At 70.1% G+C, this 18,293-nt stretch carries 14 protein-coding genes; 10 read left to right on the forward strand and 4 right to left on the reverse strand.

Translation table 11 applies throughout. The features are described 5' to 3' along the window. The first annotated feature begins 2 nt into the window (after positions 1-2). The 4 genes from I3V78_RS15455 to pheA (I3V78_RS15470) are packed head-to-tail and all read left to right on the forward strand — an operon-like array spanning position 3 to position 4,008. Positions 3-464, forward strand: coding sequence for a response regulator (locus I3V78_RS15455; protein WP_204488657.1), 462 nt, complete (start codon positions 3-5; stop codon positions 462-464). Further along, a complete protein-coding gene (locus I3V78_RS15460) occupies positions 461-2,026 on the forward strand; it encodes a sensor histidine kinase (protein ID WP_204488659.1) in 1,566 nt (521 codons plus the stop codon). Before I3V78_RS15455 ends, I3V78_RS15460 begins: the two co-directional genes overlap by 4 nt. Beyond that, the gene (gene pheA, locus I3V78_RS15465) at positions 2,023-2,859 is read left to right on the forward strand and encodes a prephenate dehydratase (protein WP_204488661.1); all 837 of its coding nucleotides are present in this window, start codon (positions 2,023-2,025) and stop codon (positions 2,857-2,859) included. The genes I3V78_RS15460 and pheA (I3V78_RS15465) overlap by 4 nt, the downstream gene beginning before the upstream one ends. Before the next feature lie 6 nt (positions 2,860-2,865). Continuing rightward, positions 2,866-4,008, forward strand: coding sequence for a prephenate dehydratase (gene pheA, locus I3V78_RS15470; RefSeq protein WP_204488664.1), 1,143 nt, complete (start codon positions 2,866-2,868; stop codon positions 4,006-4,008). On the opposite strand, the gene I3V78_RS15475 is transcribed toward pheA (I3V78_RS15470), so the two are convergent. Next, the gene (locus I3V78_RS15475; protein ID WP_239576443.1) at positions 4,009-5,841 is read right to left on the reverse strand and encodes a M4 family metallopeptidase; all 1,833 of its coding nucleotides are present in this window, start codon (positions 5,839-5,841) and stop codon (positions 4,009-4,011) included. 327 nt (positions 5,842-6,168) lie between these two features. Here I3V78_RS15475 and I3V78_RS15480 point away from each other — a divergent pair, with 327 nt between their 5' ends. From I3V78_RS15480 to I3V78_RS15505, 6 genes are all read left to right on the forward strand, one after another. After that, positions 6,169-7,851 (forward strand): M28 family metallopeptidase, encoded by a 1,683-nt coding sequence (locus tag I3V78_RS15480; protein ID WP_204488666.1) that lies wholly within the window; start codon positions 6,169-6,171, stop codon positions 7,849-7,851. Between the two features lie 59 nt (positions 7,852-7,910). Then, complete coding sequence (gene uvrB, locus I3V78_RS15485) at positions 7,911-10,076, forward strand: excinuclease ABC subunit UvrB (protein ID WP_204488668.1); 2,166 nt, start codon at positions 7,911-7,913, stop codon at positions 10,074-10,076. Positions 10,077-10,082: 6 nt separating this feature from the next. Next, positions 10,083-12,020: an excinuclease ABC subunit UvrC gene (gene uvrC / locus I3V78_RS15490; protein WP_204488670.1), complete on the forward strand. Its 1,938-nt coding sequence runs from the start codon at positions 10,083-10,085 to the stop codon at positions 12,018-12,020. Positions 12,021-12,157: 137 nt separating this feature from the next. Further along, positions 12,158-12,676, forward strand: a complete 519-nt coding sequence (locus tag I3V78_RS15495) for a DUF507 family protein (RefSeq protein ID WP_204488672.1) — start codon at positions 12,158-12,160, stop codon at positions 12,674-12,676. A gap of 95 nt (positions 12,677-12,771) precedes the next feature. Beyond that, positions 12,772-14,259 (forward strand): hypothetical protein, encoded by a 1,488-nt coding sequence (locus I3V78_RS15500; RefSeq protein WP_204488674.1) that lies wholly within the window; start codon positions 12,772-12,774, stop codon positions 14,257-14,259. Between the two features lie 106 nt (positions 14,260-14,365). Continuing rightward, positions 14,366-14,698, forward strand: coding sequence for a hypothetical protein (locus tag I3V78_RS15505; protein WP_338023596.1), 333 nt, complete (start codon positions 14,366-14,368; stop codon positions 14,696-14,698). Here the strand turns inward: I3V78_RS15505 and I3V78_RS15510 are convergent. Genes I3V78_RS15510 through I3V78_RS15520 form a run of 3 tightly spaced genes read right to left on the reverse strand, consistent with a single transcriptional unit; the run spans position 14,688 to position 18,134 of the window. Next, the gene (locus tag I3V78_RS15510) at positions 14,688-15,569 is read right to left on the reverse strand and encodes a DUF3108 domain-containing protein (RefSeq protein WP_338023597.1); all 882 of its coding nucleotides are present in this window, start codon (positions 15,567-15,569) and stop codon (positions 14,688-14,690) included. The genes I3V78_RS15505 and I3V78_RS15510 overlap by 11 nt on opposite strands. Before the next feature lie 36 nt (positions 15,570-15,605). Beyond that, positions 15,606-17,285 (reverse strand): DUF4091 domain-containing protein, encoded by a 1,680-nt coding sequence (locus I3V78_RS15515; RefSeq protein ID WP_204488681.1) that lies wholly within the window; start codon positions 17,283-17,285, stop codon positions 15,606-15,608. Positions 17,286-17,321: 36 nt separating this feature from the next. Continuing rightward, positions 17,322-18,134 carry a DUF3108 domain-containing protein gene (locus I3V78_RS15520; RefSeq protein ID WP_204488683.1) on the reverse strand — a complete coding sequence of 271 codons (813 nt, stop codon included), beginning with the start codon at positions 18,132-18,134 and terminating at the stop codon, positions 17,322-17,324. Between the last annotated feature and the right edge of the window lie 159 nt (positions 18,135-18,293).

Below are 18,293 nucleotides of genomic sequence, written 5' to 3' on the forward strand. Positions count from 1 at the left end.
TCGTGAGCGAACTCAAACGAATCCTCCTGGTGGAAGACAACGCCAACGACGTGGACCTCACCCTGGCGGCCCTGGCGGAGACGCGCCTGGCCAACGAGGTGGTGGTGGTGCGCGACGGCCAGGAAGCGCTCGACTACCTCCAGCGCCGGGGCGCCTGGGCCACCCGCCCCGTGGCCCATCCCGCCGTGGTGCTGCTCGACCTGAAGCTGCCCCGGCTGGATGGCACCCAGGTGCTCGCCCAGATCAAGGGCGATCCCGAGCTGCGCACAATCCCCATCGTGATGCTCACCTCCTCGCGCGAGGAGCGGGACCTGGCGAGCAGCTACGGGCTGGGCGTCAACGCCTACGTGGTCAAGCCGGTGGTCTTCGCCGACTTCGTGCGCGCGCTCAAGGACCTGGGACTGTTCTGGGGCGTGCTCAATCAACCGCCTCCGGGCTCCCTGCCTCCGAGCGCGGGACGATGAGCGAGTCCTCCAGCGGCCCCGCCCTGTCCCTGCTCCTGCTGGAGGACAGTGCCCTGGACGCGGAGCTCATCCTCGCGCGTTTCGAGGAGGTGGGCTGGTCGCTCCAGGCGCGGCGCGTGGAGGACCGGACCGGCTTCCTCCAGGCGCTCGAGCACGGCGGCTTCGAGCTCATCCTGTCGGACTACAACGTGCCGGGCTTCGATGGCGCGAGCGCCCTGGCCGCCGCGCGCGAGCGGTGTCCGGACACGCCCTTCCTGTTCGTATCGGGGGCGCTGGGCGAGGAGCGCGCCATCGAGCTGCTCAAGCAGGGCGCCACGGACTACGTGCTCAAGGAGCGTCTGGAGCGACTGGTGCCGTGTGTGACCCGGGCCCTGCGCGAGGCGGAGGGCGAGCGGTGGCGCAAGCGCGCCGAGGAGGCCCTGCGCGCCTCGGAGGAGCGCTACGTGCTGGCCAGCCGCGCCACCTTCGACGCCATCTGGGACTGGAATCCCCGGGACGACACCCTGCACTGGGACGACACGCTCGAGCAGGTGGTGGGCTACCGGCCCGAGGAGCTCGGACCCTCCGTGGAGGACTGGGCGCGGCTGCTCCACCCCGAGGAGCGGGAGCGGGTGCTCGGCGGCCTCCGGGACGCCGTGGCCTCGCGCGAGGAGCGCTGGGCCGAGGAGTACCGCATCCTGCACAAGGACGGTGCCTGGCGGGACGTGGCGGACCGCGGCTACATCGTCCGGGACGCGAGCGGCCAGGCGCTGCGCATGGTGGGCGCCATGCAGGACATCTCCGAGCGCAAGCGCGCCGAGCGCGAGCGACAGCGCCTGTTGCAGGAGGCCCGGGGCCGGGCCGAGTTCGAACAGCAGCTCATGGGCATCGTGAGCCACGATTTGCGCAACCCCCTGAGCGCCATCCTCATGGCGGCCGCGCTGGTGCTGCGGCGCGAGGACGCCTCGCCGTGGCTCACCAAGACGGTCTCGCGCATCGTGTCCTCGGCGGAGCGGGCCCAGCGGATGATCCGCGACCTGCTCGACTTCACCCAGGCGCGCATGGGCTCGGGCATCCCCCTGCAGCCCGCGACGCTCAACCTGCACGAGCTGGCGCACCAGGTGGTGGAGGAGGCGCGCACGGCCCATCCCGAGCGCGAGCTGTCCTTCGTCCACCAGGGGGACGGCGCGGGGGTCTGGGACTCGGACCGCATCGCCCAGGTGCTCTCCAACATCCTCGGCAATGCCCTGCGCTACGGCCGTGAGGGCTCGCCCGTGCGCATCGAGAGCGAGGGCCAGGGCGAACACGTACTGCTGCGGGTCCACAACCAGGGCACGCCCATTCCCCCGGAGCTGCTGCCCCGGCTCTTCGAGCCGCTCACGCGCGGCGGCACCCGGCTCTCCCCCTCCGACCGCAGCATCGGCCTGGGCCTGTTCATCGTCCGGCAGATCGTCCTGGCCCACCGGGGCACGGTGGAGGTGCGCTCCTCCGCGGCCGAGGGCACCACGTTCACCGTGCGCCTGCCGCGCGTGCCTCCCGCCTCCGCCGCCCAGGCCTCCGTGCTATCCCCCGAGGGGTCATGAAGCGCATCGCGCTGTTGGGGCCGGGGACGTTCTCCGAGGAGTCCGCGCGCCATTTCCTCGGGGCGGTGCCGTACGTGCTCCAGCCCTGCAAGCTCATCGCCGAGGTGTTCCAGGCGGTCGTCGCGGGCCACGCGGACCTGGGCGTCATCCCCATCGAGAACACGCTGGAGGGCTCGGTCAGCCAGCACCTGGACTGGCTGGTGCATGACGTGGCGCTGCCCATCCAGGCCGAGTGGGTGTACCCCATCACCATGAACCTGATGGGTCGCGCGGGCCCCCTGGAGGCCATCCGCGAGGTGCTGTCCCACCCGGTGGCGCTCGGCCAGTGCCGCGAGTTCCTGCGCGCGCGCCTGCCCCAGGCGGAGGCCATTCCGGTGAGCTCCACGGCCGAGGGGGCGCGGCTGGTGAAACAGCGCGCGTCCGAGCCCGGGCTGGCCGCCATCGGCAGTGCCGCGTCCGCGGCGCTCCATGGCCTGGACACCCTGGCCGAGCACATCGAGGACCATCCGGACAACGCCACGCGCTTCCTGCTGGTGGGCCCCGAGCCCCTGGCGCTCGCGCGTCCGGGCCGCGCCAAGACGAGCCTCCTGGTGACGCTGCCCGCGGACTTCCCGGGCGCGCTGCACCAGGTGCTGTCCGTGTTCGCGCGCCAGCGCATCAACCTGGTGCGCATCGAGTCGCGGCCCACGCGCAAGCGCCTGGGCAACTACTTCTTCTTCATCGACGTCGATTCGCCCCTGTCCGCGCCCCCCATGCCCGAGGCCCTGTCCGAGATCGAGTCCCTCGGCTGTTCGGTGCGGGTGCTGGGGTCCTACCTCAGCCACGGAGTCTAGGCCGCCATGTCGGATGTTGTGGATCTGCAGCAGTTGCGTGTCGCCATCGAGCAGGTGGACGAGGATCTCCTCGATGCCCTGCGCCGTCGCATGGACCTGGCCGAGGACATCGCCCGCTCCAAGCTCTCCACCGCCTCGCCCATCCGCGACCAGCGGCGCGAGGATCTGCTGCTGCGCCGCATCCGGACCGCCGCCATGGCGCGCAAGCTGGATCCGCACGAAGTGGAGCGGCTCTACCGCTTCATCATGGAGATGTCCGTGGCGCGGCAGCACGCGTGGGTGACGGGGCTGGAGAGCACGCCCCTGCGCGTGGCCTACCCCGGCATGGAGGGCTCCTACAGCCACCTGATGGCCCACAAGCGCTACGCGGGCCGGCAGGGCGGGGTGTTCCTGTCCGGCTTCGACACGCCCCGCCAGGCGGTGGATGCGCTGCGCCAGGGCGAGGTGGACCTGGCGCTCCTGCCCATCGAGAACACCACCGCGGGCGCGATGTACGAGACCTACGACGCGCTCGCGGAGGAGGGCGTCACCCTCATCGCGGAGCTGGTGGACCAGGTGCAGCACCGGCTGCTGGGCCTGCCGGGCGCCACCCTGAAGACGCTGCACACCGTGCGCTCCCACCCCCAGGCCCTCATCCAGTGCGAGGCCTTCTTCCGCGAGCACCTGCCGCACGTGCGCCTGCTGCCGGACGTGGACACGGGCGGCGCGGCGCAGCGGGTGCGTGAGGCGAACGATCCGGGGATCGCCGCCATCGCGAGCGACTCCGCGGCGCAGCGCTTCGGCCTGGACGTCCTGGCGCGTGAGCTCCAGGACCGCAAGGGGGACTTCACGCGCTTCGTGGAGGTGGCGCGCGCCCCCACGCCCCTGCCCGCGGACGTGCCCTGCAAGACGTCCCTCGTCATGGTGCTGGAGAACAAGCCGGGCACCCTGGGCAAGGCGCTGCTCGCCCTGGCCGAGCGAGGGGTGAACCTCGCCCGGCTCGAGTCCCGGCCGCTGCCGGGCTCCCCCTGGGCCTACCGCTTCTTCCTGGACCTGGAGGGGCATGCCGCCTCGGCGCCCATCGAGGCGGTGCTGCGCGACCTGCAACCCTACACCCAGTCCATGCGCCTGTTGGGCACCTACCCGCGCGTGGACCTCTTGCCGGGCTGATTACTTCTTGGACTCGACGCCCACCGCGCTCCAGGCGTCCTTCACCTTCTGCACTTCCACCGAGTTGGCGCCGTGCAGGTCCGTGGCCGCCTTGATGGTGGCCTCCCGCGCCTGGGCGAAGGTGGTCTCCGGCGTCATGTACGTGGTGAGGGCGCGGCCGAAGATCTTCAGGCTCTTGTCCATGCCGATGCCGTCCTTCACCGACAGGCCGGAGGTGCGGTTCTTGCCGCCCTCGGTGAGCAGGTAGAAGGCGTTGTTGGCGATGCCGCTCGAGCCGTGGACCTCGGTCTGCTTCGGGTAGTTCTTGTAGTTGTCGACCGAGTAGCCGTCCTGGGTCGGGTCGTCCATGTAGCGCAGGGCGTCGTCGGTGCCGTTGCCCGGCGTCCACGCGTCCTCGCCCACCTTCCAGTCGAACTTGACGCTCGGGTTCTTCTGCGAGGCGTACCACTCCACGCCCGCGCCCATGATGTCGCTGAAGGACTCGTTGAGGCCGCCGGACTCGCCCTCGTAGACGAGGCCCGCGGTGCGCTCGGTCAGGCCGTGGGCGATTTCATGGCCCGCGATGTCCAGCGTGGTGAGCGGCCCCGCGTCCTTGCCGTCGCCATCGCCGTAGCTCATCTTCTCGCCATCCCAGAAGGCGTTGACGAGGTTCTTGTCCACGTGGACGTAGGACACGAGCTTCTCGCCCTTGCCGTCCAGGGAGTTGCGGCCGAGCACGTCCTTGAGGAAGTCGTACGTCATCTCCGCGCCGTAGTGCGCGTCCACCGCCGCCTTGGTGCGCGCGTTGTCACCGGACTCGCCCCACACGTCGTTCTTGTCGGTGAACTGCGTCTTGCCGCTCGCGTTGGCCTTGTTGTTGCCGTCGTAGGTCACCACGCCGTTGCCGCGCGAGCTGTCCTCGAGCGTGTAGGTGCCGTTGGCCTGCTTCGTGGTGGAGAGGTCCACCTTGCCGCTGTAGAGCGTGGTGTCGTCCGCCTTGCCCGTCGTGGGCAGCGAGGGCGAGGAGGGCGAGGAGGGCGTGGCGGCGCCGGGGGTGGAGGCGCGGGCCTTGGCGGCCTCCACCTCGTGGGCGAAGCCGCCCATCTGGTCGAAGCTGCGCACGAGCTCGCCGCTGTTGGCGTCCACGAAGTAGTTCATGCGGCGCGGCTCCTCGCCGGCCTTGAAGTCCGAGAGCTTGTCGAGCTTGACGTGGAAGGCGGCGTGGTACTGGCCGTCGTTGCCCTTGACGATGACGCGCTCGGAGGAGGGCGCGCGGGTGGACTCCTGACCGAAGGCCTTCTGGGCCACGGCGAGCGCGTCCTGGGCGGACAGCTTCGTGGAGGAGGAGCCCAGGCCGGCGGGGATGTTGGACAGGGCGCCGGTGACGCCCGCCACCTGACCGTCCTTGTCCAGGTGGCTGATGACCTGCTCGCCGAACACCTTCACGCCCTCGCTCTGGCGGTCCAGGCGCACGTGCGTCATGCCGAGGTCATCCGTGAAGACCTGGTTGGGCTTGACCGAGGCGGCCACCGGGGCGCCGGGGACGATGCCGCGCTGGTTGAGGCGGGTGGCCTGGAGGAAGTCCACCGACTTCTGGATGGCGGACTGGGCCTGCTGGCTGTCCAGGGACAGGGGGCCGGTGCTCTGGGCGGCCGAGGCGACATTCGCGGCCGAGCGCTTCACCGCGGGCGTGGCGGCGGCGGTGGTGAAGGTGGAGACCTGGGCGAAGCCCTGGGCGGCCTTGGGCGCCGCGGCGGCGGGGGCGGCGGCCGGCGCCTGGGGGGCGGCGGGCGCGGCGGGCGTGGCGGCAACGGCGGGAGCGGAGACCGGGGTCTGCTTGTTGGAGACGATCATGACGGCGCCTTCTTTCGATGGTCGACCCAGGGTGGGAGGGAGTCACCCTGTGTGGTTGATGTGCGCCATGTAGAGCATGATGTGTGCCATGCACCGCATCCCACCGACTCCCGCGCCAAATACTTGATTTTGTTCTCGGACGCCCGCACACGGAGGGATTCAGGTGGTGACTGTGGTCATCACACCTACGTTGTCGCCACGCGTCCGTGCCTCGGAGAAGGGGCCTGGTGACAGGTGTCACCGGGCGGTGACTGCGGTTGTTACGTCCCGTCACGAAGCGCGCGCGGCGGCGTGTGCTGGCTTCGTGCCCCATGGTAGGGCTCGTGCATGACGCGCTCGTTGGTGGTCCTCGTGTCCTGGGTGCTCCTCGTGGGCGGCGCCCGGGCCCAGTCGCCCCGGGCCTCGGAGGTGTCGGCGGCGAAGACGCTGGCGGCGGACAAGCTCCGGGCCCACATCGACTTCCTGGCCTCGGACCTGTTGGAGGGGCGGGGGCCGGGCACCCGCGGCGATGCCCTGACGCAGCTCTACCTGTCCACGCGCTTCCAGGAGCTGGGCCTCCGGCCGGGCGCGCCGGAGGGGGGCTACCTCCAGCCCTTCGAGCTGGTGGGGGTGACGGGTCATCCGGACACGATGACCTTCCGCGCGGGCACGGACACGGCCGCCCTGGCCTTCGGGGCGGACTTCATCGCCAGCTCCGGCCACTCGTCCGAGCGCAGTGAGCTGAAGGCCTCGCCCCTGGTCTTCGTGGGCTACGGCATCCAGGCGCCCGAGTATCAGTGGGACGACTTCAAGGGCATGGACCTGAGGGGCAAGACGCTCCTCATCCTCAACAACGATCCCGAGGACGACCCCGCGCTCTTCGGGGGCAAGACGCGGCTGTGGTACGGCCGGTGGGACTACAAATACGAGCAGGCGCGCAAGCAGGGCGCGGCGGGCGCCATCCTCCTGCACACCACGCCGAGCGCGGGCTATCCGTGGCAGGTGGTGCGCACGTCGTGGACGGGCGAGCAGTTCGAGCTGCCGGCCCCGGCGGGCGGCGAGGGCGAGCGCCTGCAGGTGCGGGGCTGGACGACGGAGGAGGCCACGCGCCGGGTGTTCCAGCTCGCCGGGCATGACCTGGACGCGCTGCGCCTGGCGGCCAACCGGCGCGACTTCCAGCCGGTGGCCCTGGGCATCACGGTCTCCACGGGTTTCGACAACCAGGTGCGCCGCCGCGCCACGGCGAACGTGCTGGGCCTGTTGCCGGGCAGTGACCCCGCGCTCGCGCGCGAGGTGGTGCTCTACACCGCGCACCACGATCACCTGGGGCTCAAGGCGGACGCGAAGCCGGGCGAGGACGCCATCTACAACGGCGCGGTGGACAACGCGTCCGGCGTGGCGGCGCTGCTCGAGGTGGCGCGCGCCTTCACGCTGCTGCCCCAGGCGCCCGCGCGCTCCATCCTCTTCGCCGCCGTGGCGGCCGAGGAGCAGGGCCTGCTGGGCTCGGGCTACCTCGCCGAGCACCTGCCCATGCCCGCGGGCCGGGTGGCGGCCAACATCAACATGGACGGGCTCAACATCCACGGCCGCACCCGGGACGTGACGGTCATCGGACTGGGCAAGAGCTCGCTGGACAAGCCGCTCACCGCCCTGGTGCGGGCCCAGGGGCGGGGGGTCAAGCCGGACCAGCTGCCGGACCGGGGCTTCTTCTACCGCTCGGACCAGTTCAGCTTCGCCAAGAAGGGCATCCCCACGGTTTATTTCAGCAGTGGCGTGGACTTCATCGGCCGCCCGGCGGGTTGGGGGAAGGCCCGCCGGGAACTCTGGGAGCGCGAGCACTACCACCAGCCCTCGGACGAGCTGGGGCCGGAGACCAACCTGGAGGGCGCGGTGGAGGACGTCCAGCTCTTCTTCCTGCTGGGCGCCCAGGTGGCGCGCACCCGGGAGCCGCCCCGCTGGAACCCGGGGGACGAGTTCGAGGCGCCCCGGCTGCGCTCGCTCGAACTCCTGAAATCCGGGGGAGCGCAATAGCCGACGCTCCCTGATTCTTCGACGGCGCTCTCGCACGGCGGGTGTTAAACGAAGCAGCCATGCCTGAGTTCCAGATCGTCAGCGACTACAAGCCCCAGGGAGACCAACCGCGCGCCATCGCGGAGCTCACCGAGGGGGTGCTGCGCGGGGACCGCTACCAGACGCTGCTCGGCGTCACCGGGTCCGGCAAGACGTTCACGATGGCCAACCTCATCGCCAACGTGCAGCGGCCCACCCTGCTCATCGCGCACAACAAGCTGCTCGCCGCGCAGCTCTACGGGGAATACAAGGCGCTCTTCCCGCACAACGCCGTCGAGTACTTCGTCTCCTACTTCGACTACTACCAGCCCGAGGCGTACATCCCCACCTCGGACACGTTCATCGAGAAGGACTCCTCGGTGAACGACGAGATCGAGCGCATGCGCCACTCGGCCACGCACTCGCTGCGCACGCGCGACGACGTGCTCATCGTGGCCAGCGTGTCCTGCATCTACGGCCTCGGCACGGCGCGCTCCTACGTGGACCTGGCGGTGACGGTGAACGTGGGCGCGGAGCTGGGCCGCGACGGCTTCATCCGCCGGCTGGTGGAGAGCCAGTACGAGCGCAACGACCTGGACTTCCACCGCGGCACGTTCCGCGCCCGGGGAGACACCGTGGAGGTGTTCCCCGCCTACGAGGAGGAGCGCGCGGTGCGCGTGAGCTTCTTCGGCGACGAGGTGGAGAAGATCTCCGAGTTCGATCCGCTGCGCGGCGTGACGCTCGGCGCGCTGGACAAGGTCGTCATCTTCCCCGCGAGCCACTACGTCACCCAGGCGGACACCCGCAAGGGCGCCATCCAGACCATCCGCGACGAGCTGACCGAGCGGCTCCAGCAGTTCCAGCGCGAGGGCAAGCTCTTGGAGGCCCAGCGGCTCGAGCAGCGCACGATGTACGACCTCGAGATGATCGAGCAGATCGGCTACTGCAACGGCATCGAGAACTACTCGCGGCACTTCTCGGGGCGTGCGGTGGGCGAGCCGCCGCCGTGCCTCATCGACTACTTCCCGCGCAACATGCTGGTGCTCATCGACGAGAGCCACCAGACGGTGTCGCAGATCGGCGCCATGTACCGCGGAGACCGGGCGCGCAAGGAGACGCTGGTGGACCACGGCTTCCGGCTGCCGAGCGCGCTGGACAACCGGCCGCTCAAGTTCACCGAGTTCGAGGAGATGGTGCAGCAGGCCGTCTTCGTGTCGGCGACGCCGGCCGAGTACGAGTTCCAGAAGTCCAACGGCGTCGTGGTGGAGCAGATCATCCGCCCCACGGGCCTGACGGATCCGGAAGTCGAGGTGCGCCCGGCGCGCAACCAGGTGGACGACGTGCTGGAGGAGGTGCGCCTGCGCGTGGCGAAGAACGAGCGGGTGCTCGTCACCACGCTCACCAAGCGCATGGCGGAGGACCTGACGGAGTACCTCACTGAGGTGGGCGTCAAGGTGCGCTACCTGCACTCGGACATCGGCGCCATCGAGCGCACCGCCATCATCCGCGACCTGCGCAAGGGCGAGTTCGACGTGCTCGTGGGTATCAACCTGTTGCGCGAGGGCCTGGACATCCCCGAGGTGTCGCTGGTGGCCATCTTCGACGCGGACAAGGAGGGCTTCCTGCGCAGCCACGTGTCGCTCATCCAGACCATTGGCCGCGCCGCGCGCAACATGAACGGCCACGTCATCATGTACGCGGACAACATGACGGACTCGATGAACCTGGCCATCGAGGAGACCAACCGCCGCCGCGCGGTGCAGAAGGCCCACAACGCCGAGCACGGCATCACGCCCCAGGCGGTCAAGAGCCACATCCTCGACCTGTCCGAGCAGCTCTACGACGCGGAGAACCCCAACGCGCTGCCCCTGGCGGCCGACTCGGCCAACGACGCGCTGGAGCCCAAGGAGATCAGGGCCCTCATCGCCGAGACCACCAAGGAGATGCAGCACTTCGCCGACGAGATGCAGTTCGAGAAGGCGGCGCAGATGCGCGACCGGCTCCTGTTGCTCAAGGACATGGACCTGGGCATCAAGCCCCCGAGCCGCGCGCTGCTCCGGGCGCCGGCCAAGACGGACGACGAGCCCAAGGCGGGCACCCCGGGCTCGCGCGGCGCCAAGGGCCGCCGGGGTGGGGGCAAGGGCAAGGGTGGGGGAGGCGGACCGCCCCACGGCAAGACGGGCATCGGACCCCGCAGGAGCCGCTAGCCCCCCATGGACGCGAAGCTCGAAGCGAAGCTGGAGTCGCTGCCCACCGAGCCCGGCGTATACCTGATGAAGGACCGCCGGGACGAGATCATCTACGTGGGCAAGGCGATCAACCTGCGCAACCGCGTGCGCTCGTACTTCACGCGCACCGGGGACACGCGCGCCTTCGTGTCGCTCTTGGACAAGTTCCTCGCCGACATCGAGACGGTGATCGTCCACAACGAGAAGGAAGCGCTCCTCCTCGAGAACGAGCTCATCAAGAAGCACAAGCCGCGCTTCAACGTCCTGCTCAAGGACGACAAGCAGTACATCTCCTTGCGGCTGGACAAGACGCAGACCTACCCGCGGCTGGAGGTGGTGCGGCGCTACGAGAAGGACGGGGCGCGCTACTTCGGCCCGTACTCCAGCGCGAGCGCCATCCGCGAGACGCTGCGCATCATCAACCGCTACTTCCACCTGCGCACCTGCACGGACCACGTGCTGGCCAACCGCAAGCGGCCCTGCCTGTTGCACCAGATCGGCCGCTGCCCGGCGCCGTGCGTCTACCCGGTGGTGCCCGAGGACTACAAGAAGAGCGTGGACGAGGTGGTGCTCTTCCTGGAGGGCAAGGCGAGCGAGCTGGTGGAGGGCCTGCGCGCGCGCATGAAGCAGTCCTCGAGCGAGATGCGCTTCGAGGAGGCCGCGCGCATCCGCGACCAGCTGCGCGCCATCGAGCGCAGCCTGGAGCGGCAGAAGGTGGCCACGAGCGACTTCAAGGACCAGGACGTCTTCGCGTTCCACCGCGAGGGGGACCGGCTGCTCGTGTACGTGCTCTACGTGCGCCAGGGCCGGCTCAACGGGGGCCAGGCGTTCCCGCTCGGCAGCCAGGAGTTCCCGGACGAGGAGCTGCTGCCCTCGTTCGTGAACCTCTACTACGACCAGGGCAACTTCGTGCCGGAGGAGATCCTCATGCCCCTGGACATCGAGGAGCGCGAGGGCCTGGAGGCGCTGCTGAGCGAGCGCAAGGGCGACAAGGCGCGGGTGATGGTGCCCAAGCGCGGCGAGAAGCGCGACCTGGTGGACATGGCCCAGCGCAACGCCGAGCAGGCGGCCATCGAGCGGCGCCGCACCAAGGACGAGACCGAGGCGGTGCTGCGCCGGCTCCAGGAGCGGCTGTCCCTCAAGCGCCTGCCCCGGCGCATGGAGTGCTTCGACATCTCGCACTTCCAGGGCGCGTCCATCGTGGCCTCGCAGGTGGCCGCCACGGAAGGGGAGATCGACAAGTCGCGCTACCGGCGCTACCGCATCAAGACCCTGGAGAAGCAGGACGACTTCGCCAGCATGCACGAGGTCATCAGCCGCCGGCTCAAGCGCGGCCAGGACGAGGGGGACCTGCCGGACCTGCTCGTCATCGACGGAGGCAAGGGCCAGCTCGCCAGCGCGCTCGCGGCCGCCAAGGACGTGGGCGTGGACACGGTGGACATCATCTCGCTGGCCAAGAGCCGCGACGAGGAGGTGCACGACCGGGACGCCGAGCGTGCCCAGAGCCCCGAGCGCGTGTTCATTCCGGGCCGCAAGGATCCCATCGTGCTGCGGCAGAACTCGGCGGAATTGTACCTGCTCGCGCGGCTGCGCGACGAGGCCCACCGCTTCGCGATTACCTTCCAACAGAAGAGCATGCGGCGGAACAACTTCACCTCGGTCCTGGACGATATTCCCGGCGTGGGCGCGGTGCGCAAGAAGGCGCTCCTGAAGCACTTCGGCTCGCTCAAGCGCGTGCGCGAGGCAAGCATCGAGGAGCTGGTCGAGGTGCTCGGGCCCACCGTGTCCGAGCGCGTCCATGCCGCGCTGCACGGCCATCCCGAGGAGGACGAAGTGGATCCCATCCGGGAAGCCTCCCTGGAGGACGCGGGCGATTTGAGCGACGAAAAGTCAGAAGAAGGCTCGCCACCCGGCTCGCCGTGATTAATTTCCGCTTTAACGCGGGGCCGATGAGGCCGCTGAATCCGCGATGTTCTTGGGGTTTTCCATTGCGACGGGACTCAGCGCTGATTTATAGCGAACGGGGCCAGTCGAGCCGTCTTCAAGGGCGAGGGACCGATATGAGGCTCTATCCGAAGGTGATCCCAATCATCTCCCGGGAGTGCGTCCAGCAGCTGATGCAGGACGGAGACATTGAAGTCGAACCGACCCGCGTGGCCGATGCCGAGATGGATTTGTCGGCCATCATGCGCGAGTACCTGGCGAACGAAGAGCGCGTGAACCAGGCGACGCGCGAGGCCTTGGAGCGTCGCGGGTACGACTACTCCAAGTTCAACCAGGTCAAGCGTGAGATGGCCGACGTCCGCGGCTTCAAGATGGGCGACGAAGGCATCGAGTATGTCATCAACCAGATGATCGAGTTCCTGCTCATCAGCCGCAACGTGGAGGAGGTCTACTCTCCGGACAACGTGCTGCGGCAGAAGATGTTCGCGGGCATGAAGCGCCACCTGGACGTGGACGACGAGATCGACCGCGAGGCGCGCTCGCGGCTGCGCCACCTGCAGGAGGGCACCAGCGCCTTCGACATCGAGTACAACAAGACGGTGGAGCAGATCCGCCGCGCCCGGGGCCTCATCTAAGCGAGCGGGCGAAGCGAGGCCCTAGTGGGCTGCTCGCTCCGCCCGTGTCCCCCGCGCCTCCGCTGCTTACCCTCCAAGGAGAGGAGGCAGCGTCGATGGTCGGAATCATCTCCAGTGTCGTGTTCGCCGGGCTGCTCACCGCCAGCCCCGCAGGCTTCACCTTCGATGGACCCAAGGTCACCGCTCGCACGGTGGGGAGCGTCGGCTTCTTCACGCATGGGGCGCTGCCCTACGCGGACCTCTTCGAGCGCGGCCGTGGCTCGGCGGACCTGTCCGTGCAGGAGCGCATCGCGGATCCCCGGGCCACCTACGGTGACGTGGGTCGCCTGGAGGCCACCTTCACCCTGGGCGCCACGACGTACCGGGTGGAGTTGGACCAGGCGGGCTTCCCGCCCGCGTCCGGCGGCTCCCAGGCCACGGCGGCGAGACCGCCTCCTCCCGCGCAGCCCATCGCCGGAGGCGTGGTCGTGAACCAGGAGCTTCATGGGGGCGCCCCCGTGGGCTTCGCCAACATGACGCGCGTGAAGGCCACGGCGGCGGTGTGGGGCGTGGGTCGGCTGTGGCGCAACGGCCAGCTGCTCACGGACACGGCCATCATCCACGCCGCGGCCCTGGAGAGCGGGGCGCACGCGGACGATGACACCTTCCGCGTGTTGCCAGTGGCGCGGCAGGGGGACACCGAGCTGAGCGTGCTGGTGTGGAACATCCCGCGCGAGCTCGAGCCGCGGGGCTTCGTCCAGTTCGACTTCGACGACGTGAGCATCGAGGTGAACGGCATTCCCGTGACCGCGGTGGCCTCCATTCCCACCGTGGGCTCGTTCACCGGGGTGCCGGCGCCCACCGCGCCCGTGGCGTTCGGCGCCTCGCTGGGCTTCGTGCCCGAATCGTCCCTGGGCGCCGCGCAGGGCACGGGGGGCTCGGGCTTCACGACGACGACGCCGTCGTCCCAGGATGGTCTGGCGGATCCCACGCTGACGCAGCAGGTGGCGCCCACCGCCGACACCACGCTGCCCAGTGTCGCGGCGCGCATCCGCACGTTGCCGGAGTCCTTCGAGTCGCCCGAGCGCGTGTCGTTGTCCACCCAGCTCGGCCGCCAGCCGGATCCGGTGTCACTCCCGGCGACGGGGACGCCGAGCATTCCGGAGGCCTTCCAGAGCCCCGAGCGCGTGCAGATCGCCACGCAGTCCACCCAGACGCCGACGACCGGCTTCGTGCCGCTCAACCCGACGTCCGCCGCGGTGGGCGCTGGAGGCTCGTACACCATCGTGCCCCTGGCGCCGGGCGTGTCGGGACCGGAGTTCGCCTTCGGCGGGGCGCGCCTGTCGGCGGGGTTGGTGAGCACGCCCCTGCCGCTCAACGCGCAGACGACCGCGGTGCCGCTCATCTCCACGCCGCAGCCGCTCAACGGTCTGCAGCCGGTGCCCTTCGTCGCCACGCCGCCGTCCGTCACCGCCACGGGCGCGGTGCCGCTCATCTCCACGCCGCAGCCGCTCAACGCGGCGCCCCTGTCGGGCGCCTTGCCAGGCGCGCCCACGGTGGTGACGAATCCCGCGGGGCCCAATCCCTTCGCCCCCATCCAGTGACGGCGCACGGGCCCGGAGCGGGGGGGGGCGAAAAATTGACCCCCCGCTACGGGCCTGTAGCGTGCCGTGCATGACGACACTCGCGCTCGCACGACGTGCCGCTCCCGTGACGTTGCGTCGCGTGAGCGTGGATCCCCTCCGCCAGTCGATCGAGCACCTGGGCGAGCGTCTGCCCCGGCGGGCGGACGCCACCGTGCTGCTGGACTTCCTGGAGGATGACCTGCGCGAGGGGCTCGACGCGCTGGGCGACGTGGAGTCGCACTTCACGGAGCTGCTCGCGGCGCTGCGGCCTGGCGCCCTGAGTCCCCGGACTCTGGTGGACGCGAGTGACGAGGCGCTGGTGCTCAAGCGCCTGGTGCTGCTGGAGGACGTGGTGCTGCGCCTGCGCCGCCGGATGTCCCAGGCGGCGGGGTTGATGCGTCAGCCGCCTACCACTTGAGGGACTCCTTGCCCTCGGCCTGCTGGCTCTTCTCGCCCGGGCGCGAGTACGAGGTGAGCGTCGCGCGCACCGTGCCCAGGTCGATGGCGCCCAGGGCCGCGAGCGGCAGCCGGCGCTCGTCGTCGGTGATCCACACGTGCACCTCGCGCCTCATGGAGGGCCTGTCCAGGCGCACCGCGGTGCCCGACAGGTGCCACGCCTCGAACTCGCCGATGGGCAGGGACACGTGCTCGCGCTTGAGCACCGTGCCCGCCATGCGCCACATGCGGCGCACGCCGTAGACGTCGAAGCAGACGGGCAGACCTTCCTTCATGGGCAGCTGGCGCATCATGTAGATGGCGCCGGCCACGTCCAGGCCCTCGTGCTGGTAGGAGACGTCGTTGCGGCCGGGCTTGCCGCGCTGCATCCAGTCCACGCGGACGCTGCGCTTGCTGGGGTTGAAGGCCGCGTCCACCGTGCGGTGCACCTCGTTCTCGGTGGCGTCCTCGGTATAGCGGAAGCTGCGCAGCGTCTTGGGATGCAGGTAGCTCATGGCCGTGGCATCCACGCGGCGCACCTTGGAGAAGAAGGAGTTGGTCTGCACCTTGACCTGCACGGGCAGCGAGCCGTTCTGCTTCTTCTGCACCTGCATGCTCATCTTCCCCGCCGTGGCGCCCAGGGCGTCCAGGTCGAACTCGAGCAGCTCGCCGGTGGTGAACGCCAGGGGCGCGCGCAGGGGCGGCAGGGTCTGCACGCACTGCGGCACACTCGCCGCCTGCTCCGCGGGCGCGGCGGGCGCGGCCGCGTGCTCCGCGGTGGGCTCGGTGTCCGGAATCTGGGCCCAGGCCGCGGATGACAGGCAGAAGAGCAGGGGGGCGAGAGCGCTGCGCATGGGGTTCATCCTCGGTTCGGGTGGGGGGACACCACGTCACTTCGACCGGACGCCGGAACGCTTCGCTTCTTCAACCGCTTCCCATCGTTGGCGCAGCCGGGCCGTCATGTCGCGGCGCACCTGCTCCCACTGGCGGGGATCTCGCTGGACATCATAGCCCGAGCGCACGAGCCGCCGGACGGCCTCCTGGGCGAACGCGCGCTCTCCGAGCGACTCCAGCAACCGCAGGTACTCGTAGTCCTCCAGGCCGTCGCGCACGTGCTTGAGGCGCAGGGAGAGCACGGGGGCGTGGCGCTCGAAGCCCGGGCGCGAGGGCGTGCCGGGGTAGAAGAAGGTGCCGTCCCCGTTGCCGCCGAACTCGAAGAGATCCGCCCAGGGATCCTTCGTGTTGTAGGCGAAGACGGTGTCGAAATAGAGCTCGCCGTCCACGCCGGACAGGAAGGCCAGGGGGCCCATGGCGCGGTTGAGCGGGGCGGGGTGGTCCACCATGTACGAGGCCCAGTCCGAGTAGGCCTTCTCCACGGCGGCATCGGACGTGGCGCCGCCGGTGCAGCCGTGCGAGTTGCAGCTCTGGTACCACCACACCTTCACCTGGGGGCCGAGCTTGCCGCGCAGCGTGGCCAGGGGCACCACGTTGCGGCACGTCTGGGGCCCGGGGCGGGTGAAGAAGCAGTTGAGCGTGGGCGCGAGGATGTCGGCCGAGCCACGCAGGGCCTCGTCCAGGGGCGAGGTGACGAGCACCGGCACGTCCTTGCCCGAGGCCCGCACGCGCAGGGCCTGGGTGCGCACGAGCGCCACGTCCTCGGGCTTGGGCTCGTCCTTGGCGTAGAAGAAGAGCTGGGCGCGCCAGCCCTTCTCCTTGGCGTGCGCGGCGAGGGCCCGGTAGTACGCGGACTTCTCGGCGTCGGTGCGCGCGGCCTTCGAGTCGCGCACGTCCAGCGTGGTGAAGCGCGCGCCGGAGGACAGGGCGGTGCCGTCCAGGAAGGGGCCCACCTCGGCGTCGTACGCGCGGAAGTCCACCTGAGCGCCGCCGCTCTCGTCGAAGCGCACCGGGGGCGGATTCATGCTCATGCCGTGGGCGCTCACGCGGTGGGTGAGCAGCGCCGCCACGTAGTCGCGCAGGAGCGCCTGGGCCTCGGGGGACTCGGGCTTGAGGCCGTGGCCCTTGGCGATGCTGTAGAGCGAGATGCCGAAGCTGTTGGGCAGCGACGAGGTGGCGGGCAGCGCGAAGGGCTGCACCTCCGCCGTGAAGGGCACGGCCTTCACCGCCACGCCGTCCGCCTGGAGCTCGAGCGCGCCCTGGTACGTCCCGGGGCGCTGGGCCTCCGGCGCGCACAGCTCCACGTAGAGCACGGTGGGCGCCTTCTTGTCCGTCGAGGGCGTCTCCACCGGCACGAGCGGATCCGGCCAGGGCCCCGGGGCGCCCTGCGAGTTGGAGGGGATGCGCACATCCAGGAAGGCCTCGCGCCACACCTGGGCCTCCAGCGTCGCCCCCGCGCCCTTGAGCACGAGCGGCGCGGCCTTCACGCGCGTGGTGCCCGGCGGCAGGACCACCTGCACGCCCTCGCACTCGCCGCGCGCCAGGCTCAGCCGGGCCTGCTTCTCGCCCGGAGGCAGCGCTCCGGGTCGGACCTTCTCCAGCGCGGAGACCACCCGGGGCTCGGGAGCCCCCGCCAAGACGCCCACCAGCAGCCACCCCACCGTGCCCACCACCATGCCGTCCCCTGTTCGCGGCCGCCGGCCCGCCGCGGGCTAGTATTCGTTCTGGGCCGTCACCGCCGGCGCTGGCGTGACGACCTTGCCCTGCTGGTACTCCGTCAACTCCGCCACGAGCGAGCCCAGGGCGAGCTCCGCCTCCAGCCGCACGGGCAGGTGCCGCGCATCCGTCGTCAGCCACGCCACCAGGTCGCGCTTGGAGGCCAGGTTGCCGGAGAACTCGGTGTACACGCGCAGCCGGTACACCTCCTGCTTGCCCTTGCTCGTGGAGAGCACCTCCTTGGCCTCCACCCGCGCCTTCATGTGGAAGCTCTTGGAGCCGGTGAAGACGGGGTAGGCGTACTCCCGGCCCACCTCCAGGTCGCGGTTGCGCAGCGCGAAGGTGGCGCCCGCCACGTCGAGCGCGCCCTCCAGCACGTCCATCTGCTTCTCCGCGGGCGCCTCGCCTTCCTTCTGCCGCACCACCATCGCGCTCTTGCCGTCGTCGTTGAGCTTCACGCGCACGCGGCGGCGCTTGTGGTTCTGGTCCTCCATCATGTCCGAGCCGAGCACCCGCGACGTGTTGTAGTCCCAGTACGACACGTACTTGTCCTTCACGGGCCACACGCCCGCCACGGCCTCCGAGCGCGCCAGGGAGACGATGGGCCACACGTCCTTGCCCCACTGGCGCATGGGCGCGCCCACGGTCACCTGGGCCGTGCCCGCGGTGAGCCCCAGGTACTGCACGCGGTAGCTGGCCTGCTCCCCGGGACCAAACGCGGAGGGCGAGTTGCCTTGTGCCAGAGCCACCCCCGACCCCAGGAGGCCCAACATCATTCCGGTCAACATCGCCTTGCGCTGCGTGTGCATATGACTCCTGGCTCGGGCGCGCGGCCGGCGGGTTGGCCGGCGCGCAACGTAGGTGCCGCGTCCTGGCGTGCCAACTGCCCCGCCAGCGTCCCATGTCGCGGCTGCATGCTCGTGGACGAATCGTCCCGAGGCCCATTCAATCCCTGATCGCCCCCCCGT

The sequence above is a fragment of the Archangium primigenium genome (genome assembly GCF_016904885.1).
Classification (GTDB): Bacteria; Myxococcota; Myxococcia; order Myxococcales; family Myxococcaceae; genus Cystobacter; species Cystobacter primigenius.

Bases quoted from the DNA above. Each gene is read 5' to 3' on its own strand.
- uvrC (WP_204488670.1), top strand. From the start codon at position 10,083: ATGGACGCGAAGCTCGAAGCGAAGCTGGAGTCGCTGCCCACCGAGCCC.
- I3V78_RS15475 (WP_239576443.1), bottom strand. From the start codon at position 5,841: ATGATCGTCTCCAACAAGCAGACCCCGGTCTCCGCTCCCGCCGTTGCC.
- I3V78_RS15480 (WP_204488666.1), top strand. From the start codon at position 6,169: ATGACGCGCTCGTTGGTGGTCCTCGTGTCCTGGGTGCTCCTCGTGGGC.
- I3V78_RS15460 (WP_204488659.1), top strand. From the start codon at position 461: ATGAGCGAGTCCTCCAGCGGCCCCGCCCTGTCCCTGCTCCTGCTGGAG.
- I3V78_RS15495 (WP_204488672.1), top strand. From the start codon at position 12,158: ATGAGGCTCTATCCGAAGGTGATCCCAATCATCTCCCGGGAGTGCGTC.
- I3V78_RS15515 (WP_204488681.1), bottom strand. From the start codon at position 17,285: ATGGTGGTGGGCACGGTGGGGTGGCTGCTGGTGGGCGTCTTGGCGGGG.
- uvrB (WP_204488668.1), top strand. From the start codon at position 7,911: ATGCCTGAGTTCCAGATCGTCAGCGACTACAAGCCCCAGGGAGACCAA.
- pheA (WP_204488664.1), top strand. From the start codon at position 2,866: ATGTCGGATGTTGTGGATCTGCAGCAGTTGCGTGTCGCCATCGAGCAG.
- I3V78_RS15520 (WP_204488683.1), bottom strand. From the start codon at position 18,134: ATGCACACGCAGCGCAAGGCGATGTTGACCGGAATGATGTTGGGCCTC.
- I3V78_RS15510 (WP_338023597.1), bottom strand. From the start codon at position 15,569: ATGCGCAGCGCTCTCGCCCCCCTGCTCTTCTGCCTGTCATCCGCGGCC.
- pheA (WP_204488661.1), top strand. From the start codon at position 2,023: ATGAAGCGCATCGCGCTGTTGGGGCCGGGGACGTTCTCCGAGGAGTCC.
- I3V78_RS15500 (WP_204488674.1), top strand. From the start codon at position 12,772: ATGGTCGGAATCATCTCCAGTGTCGTGTTCGCCGGGCTGCTCACCGCC.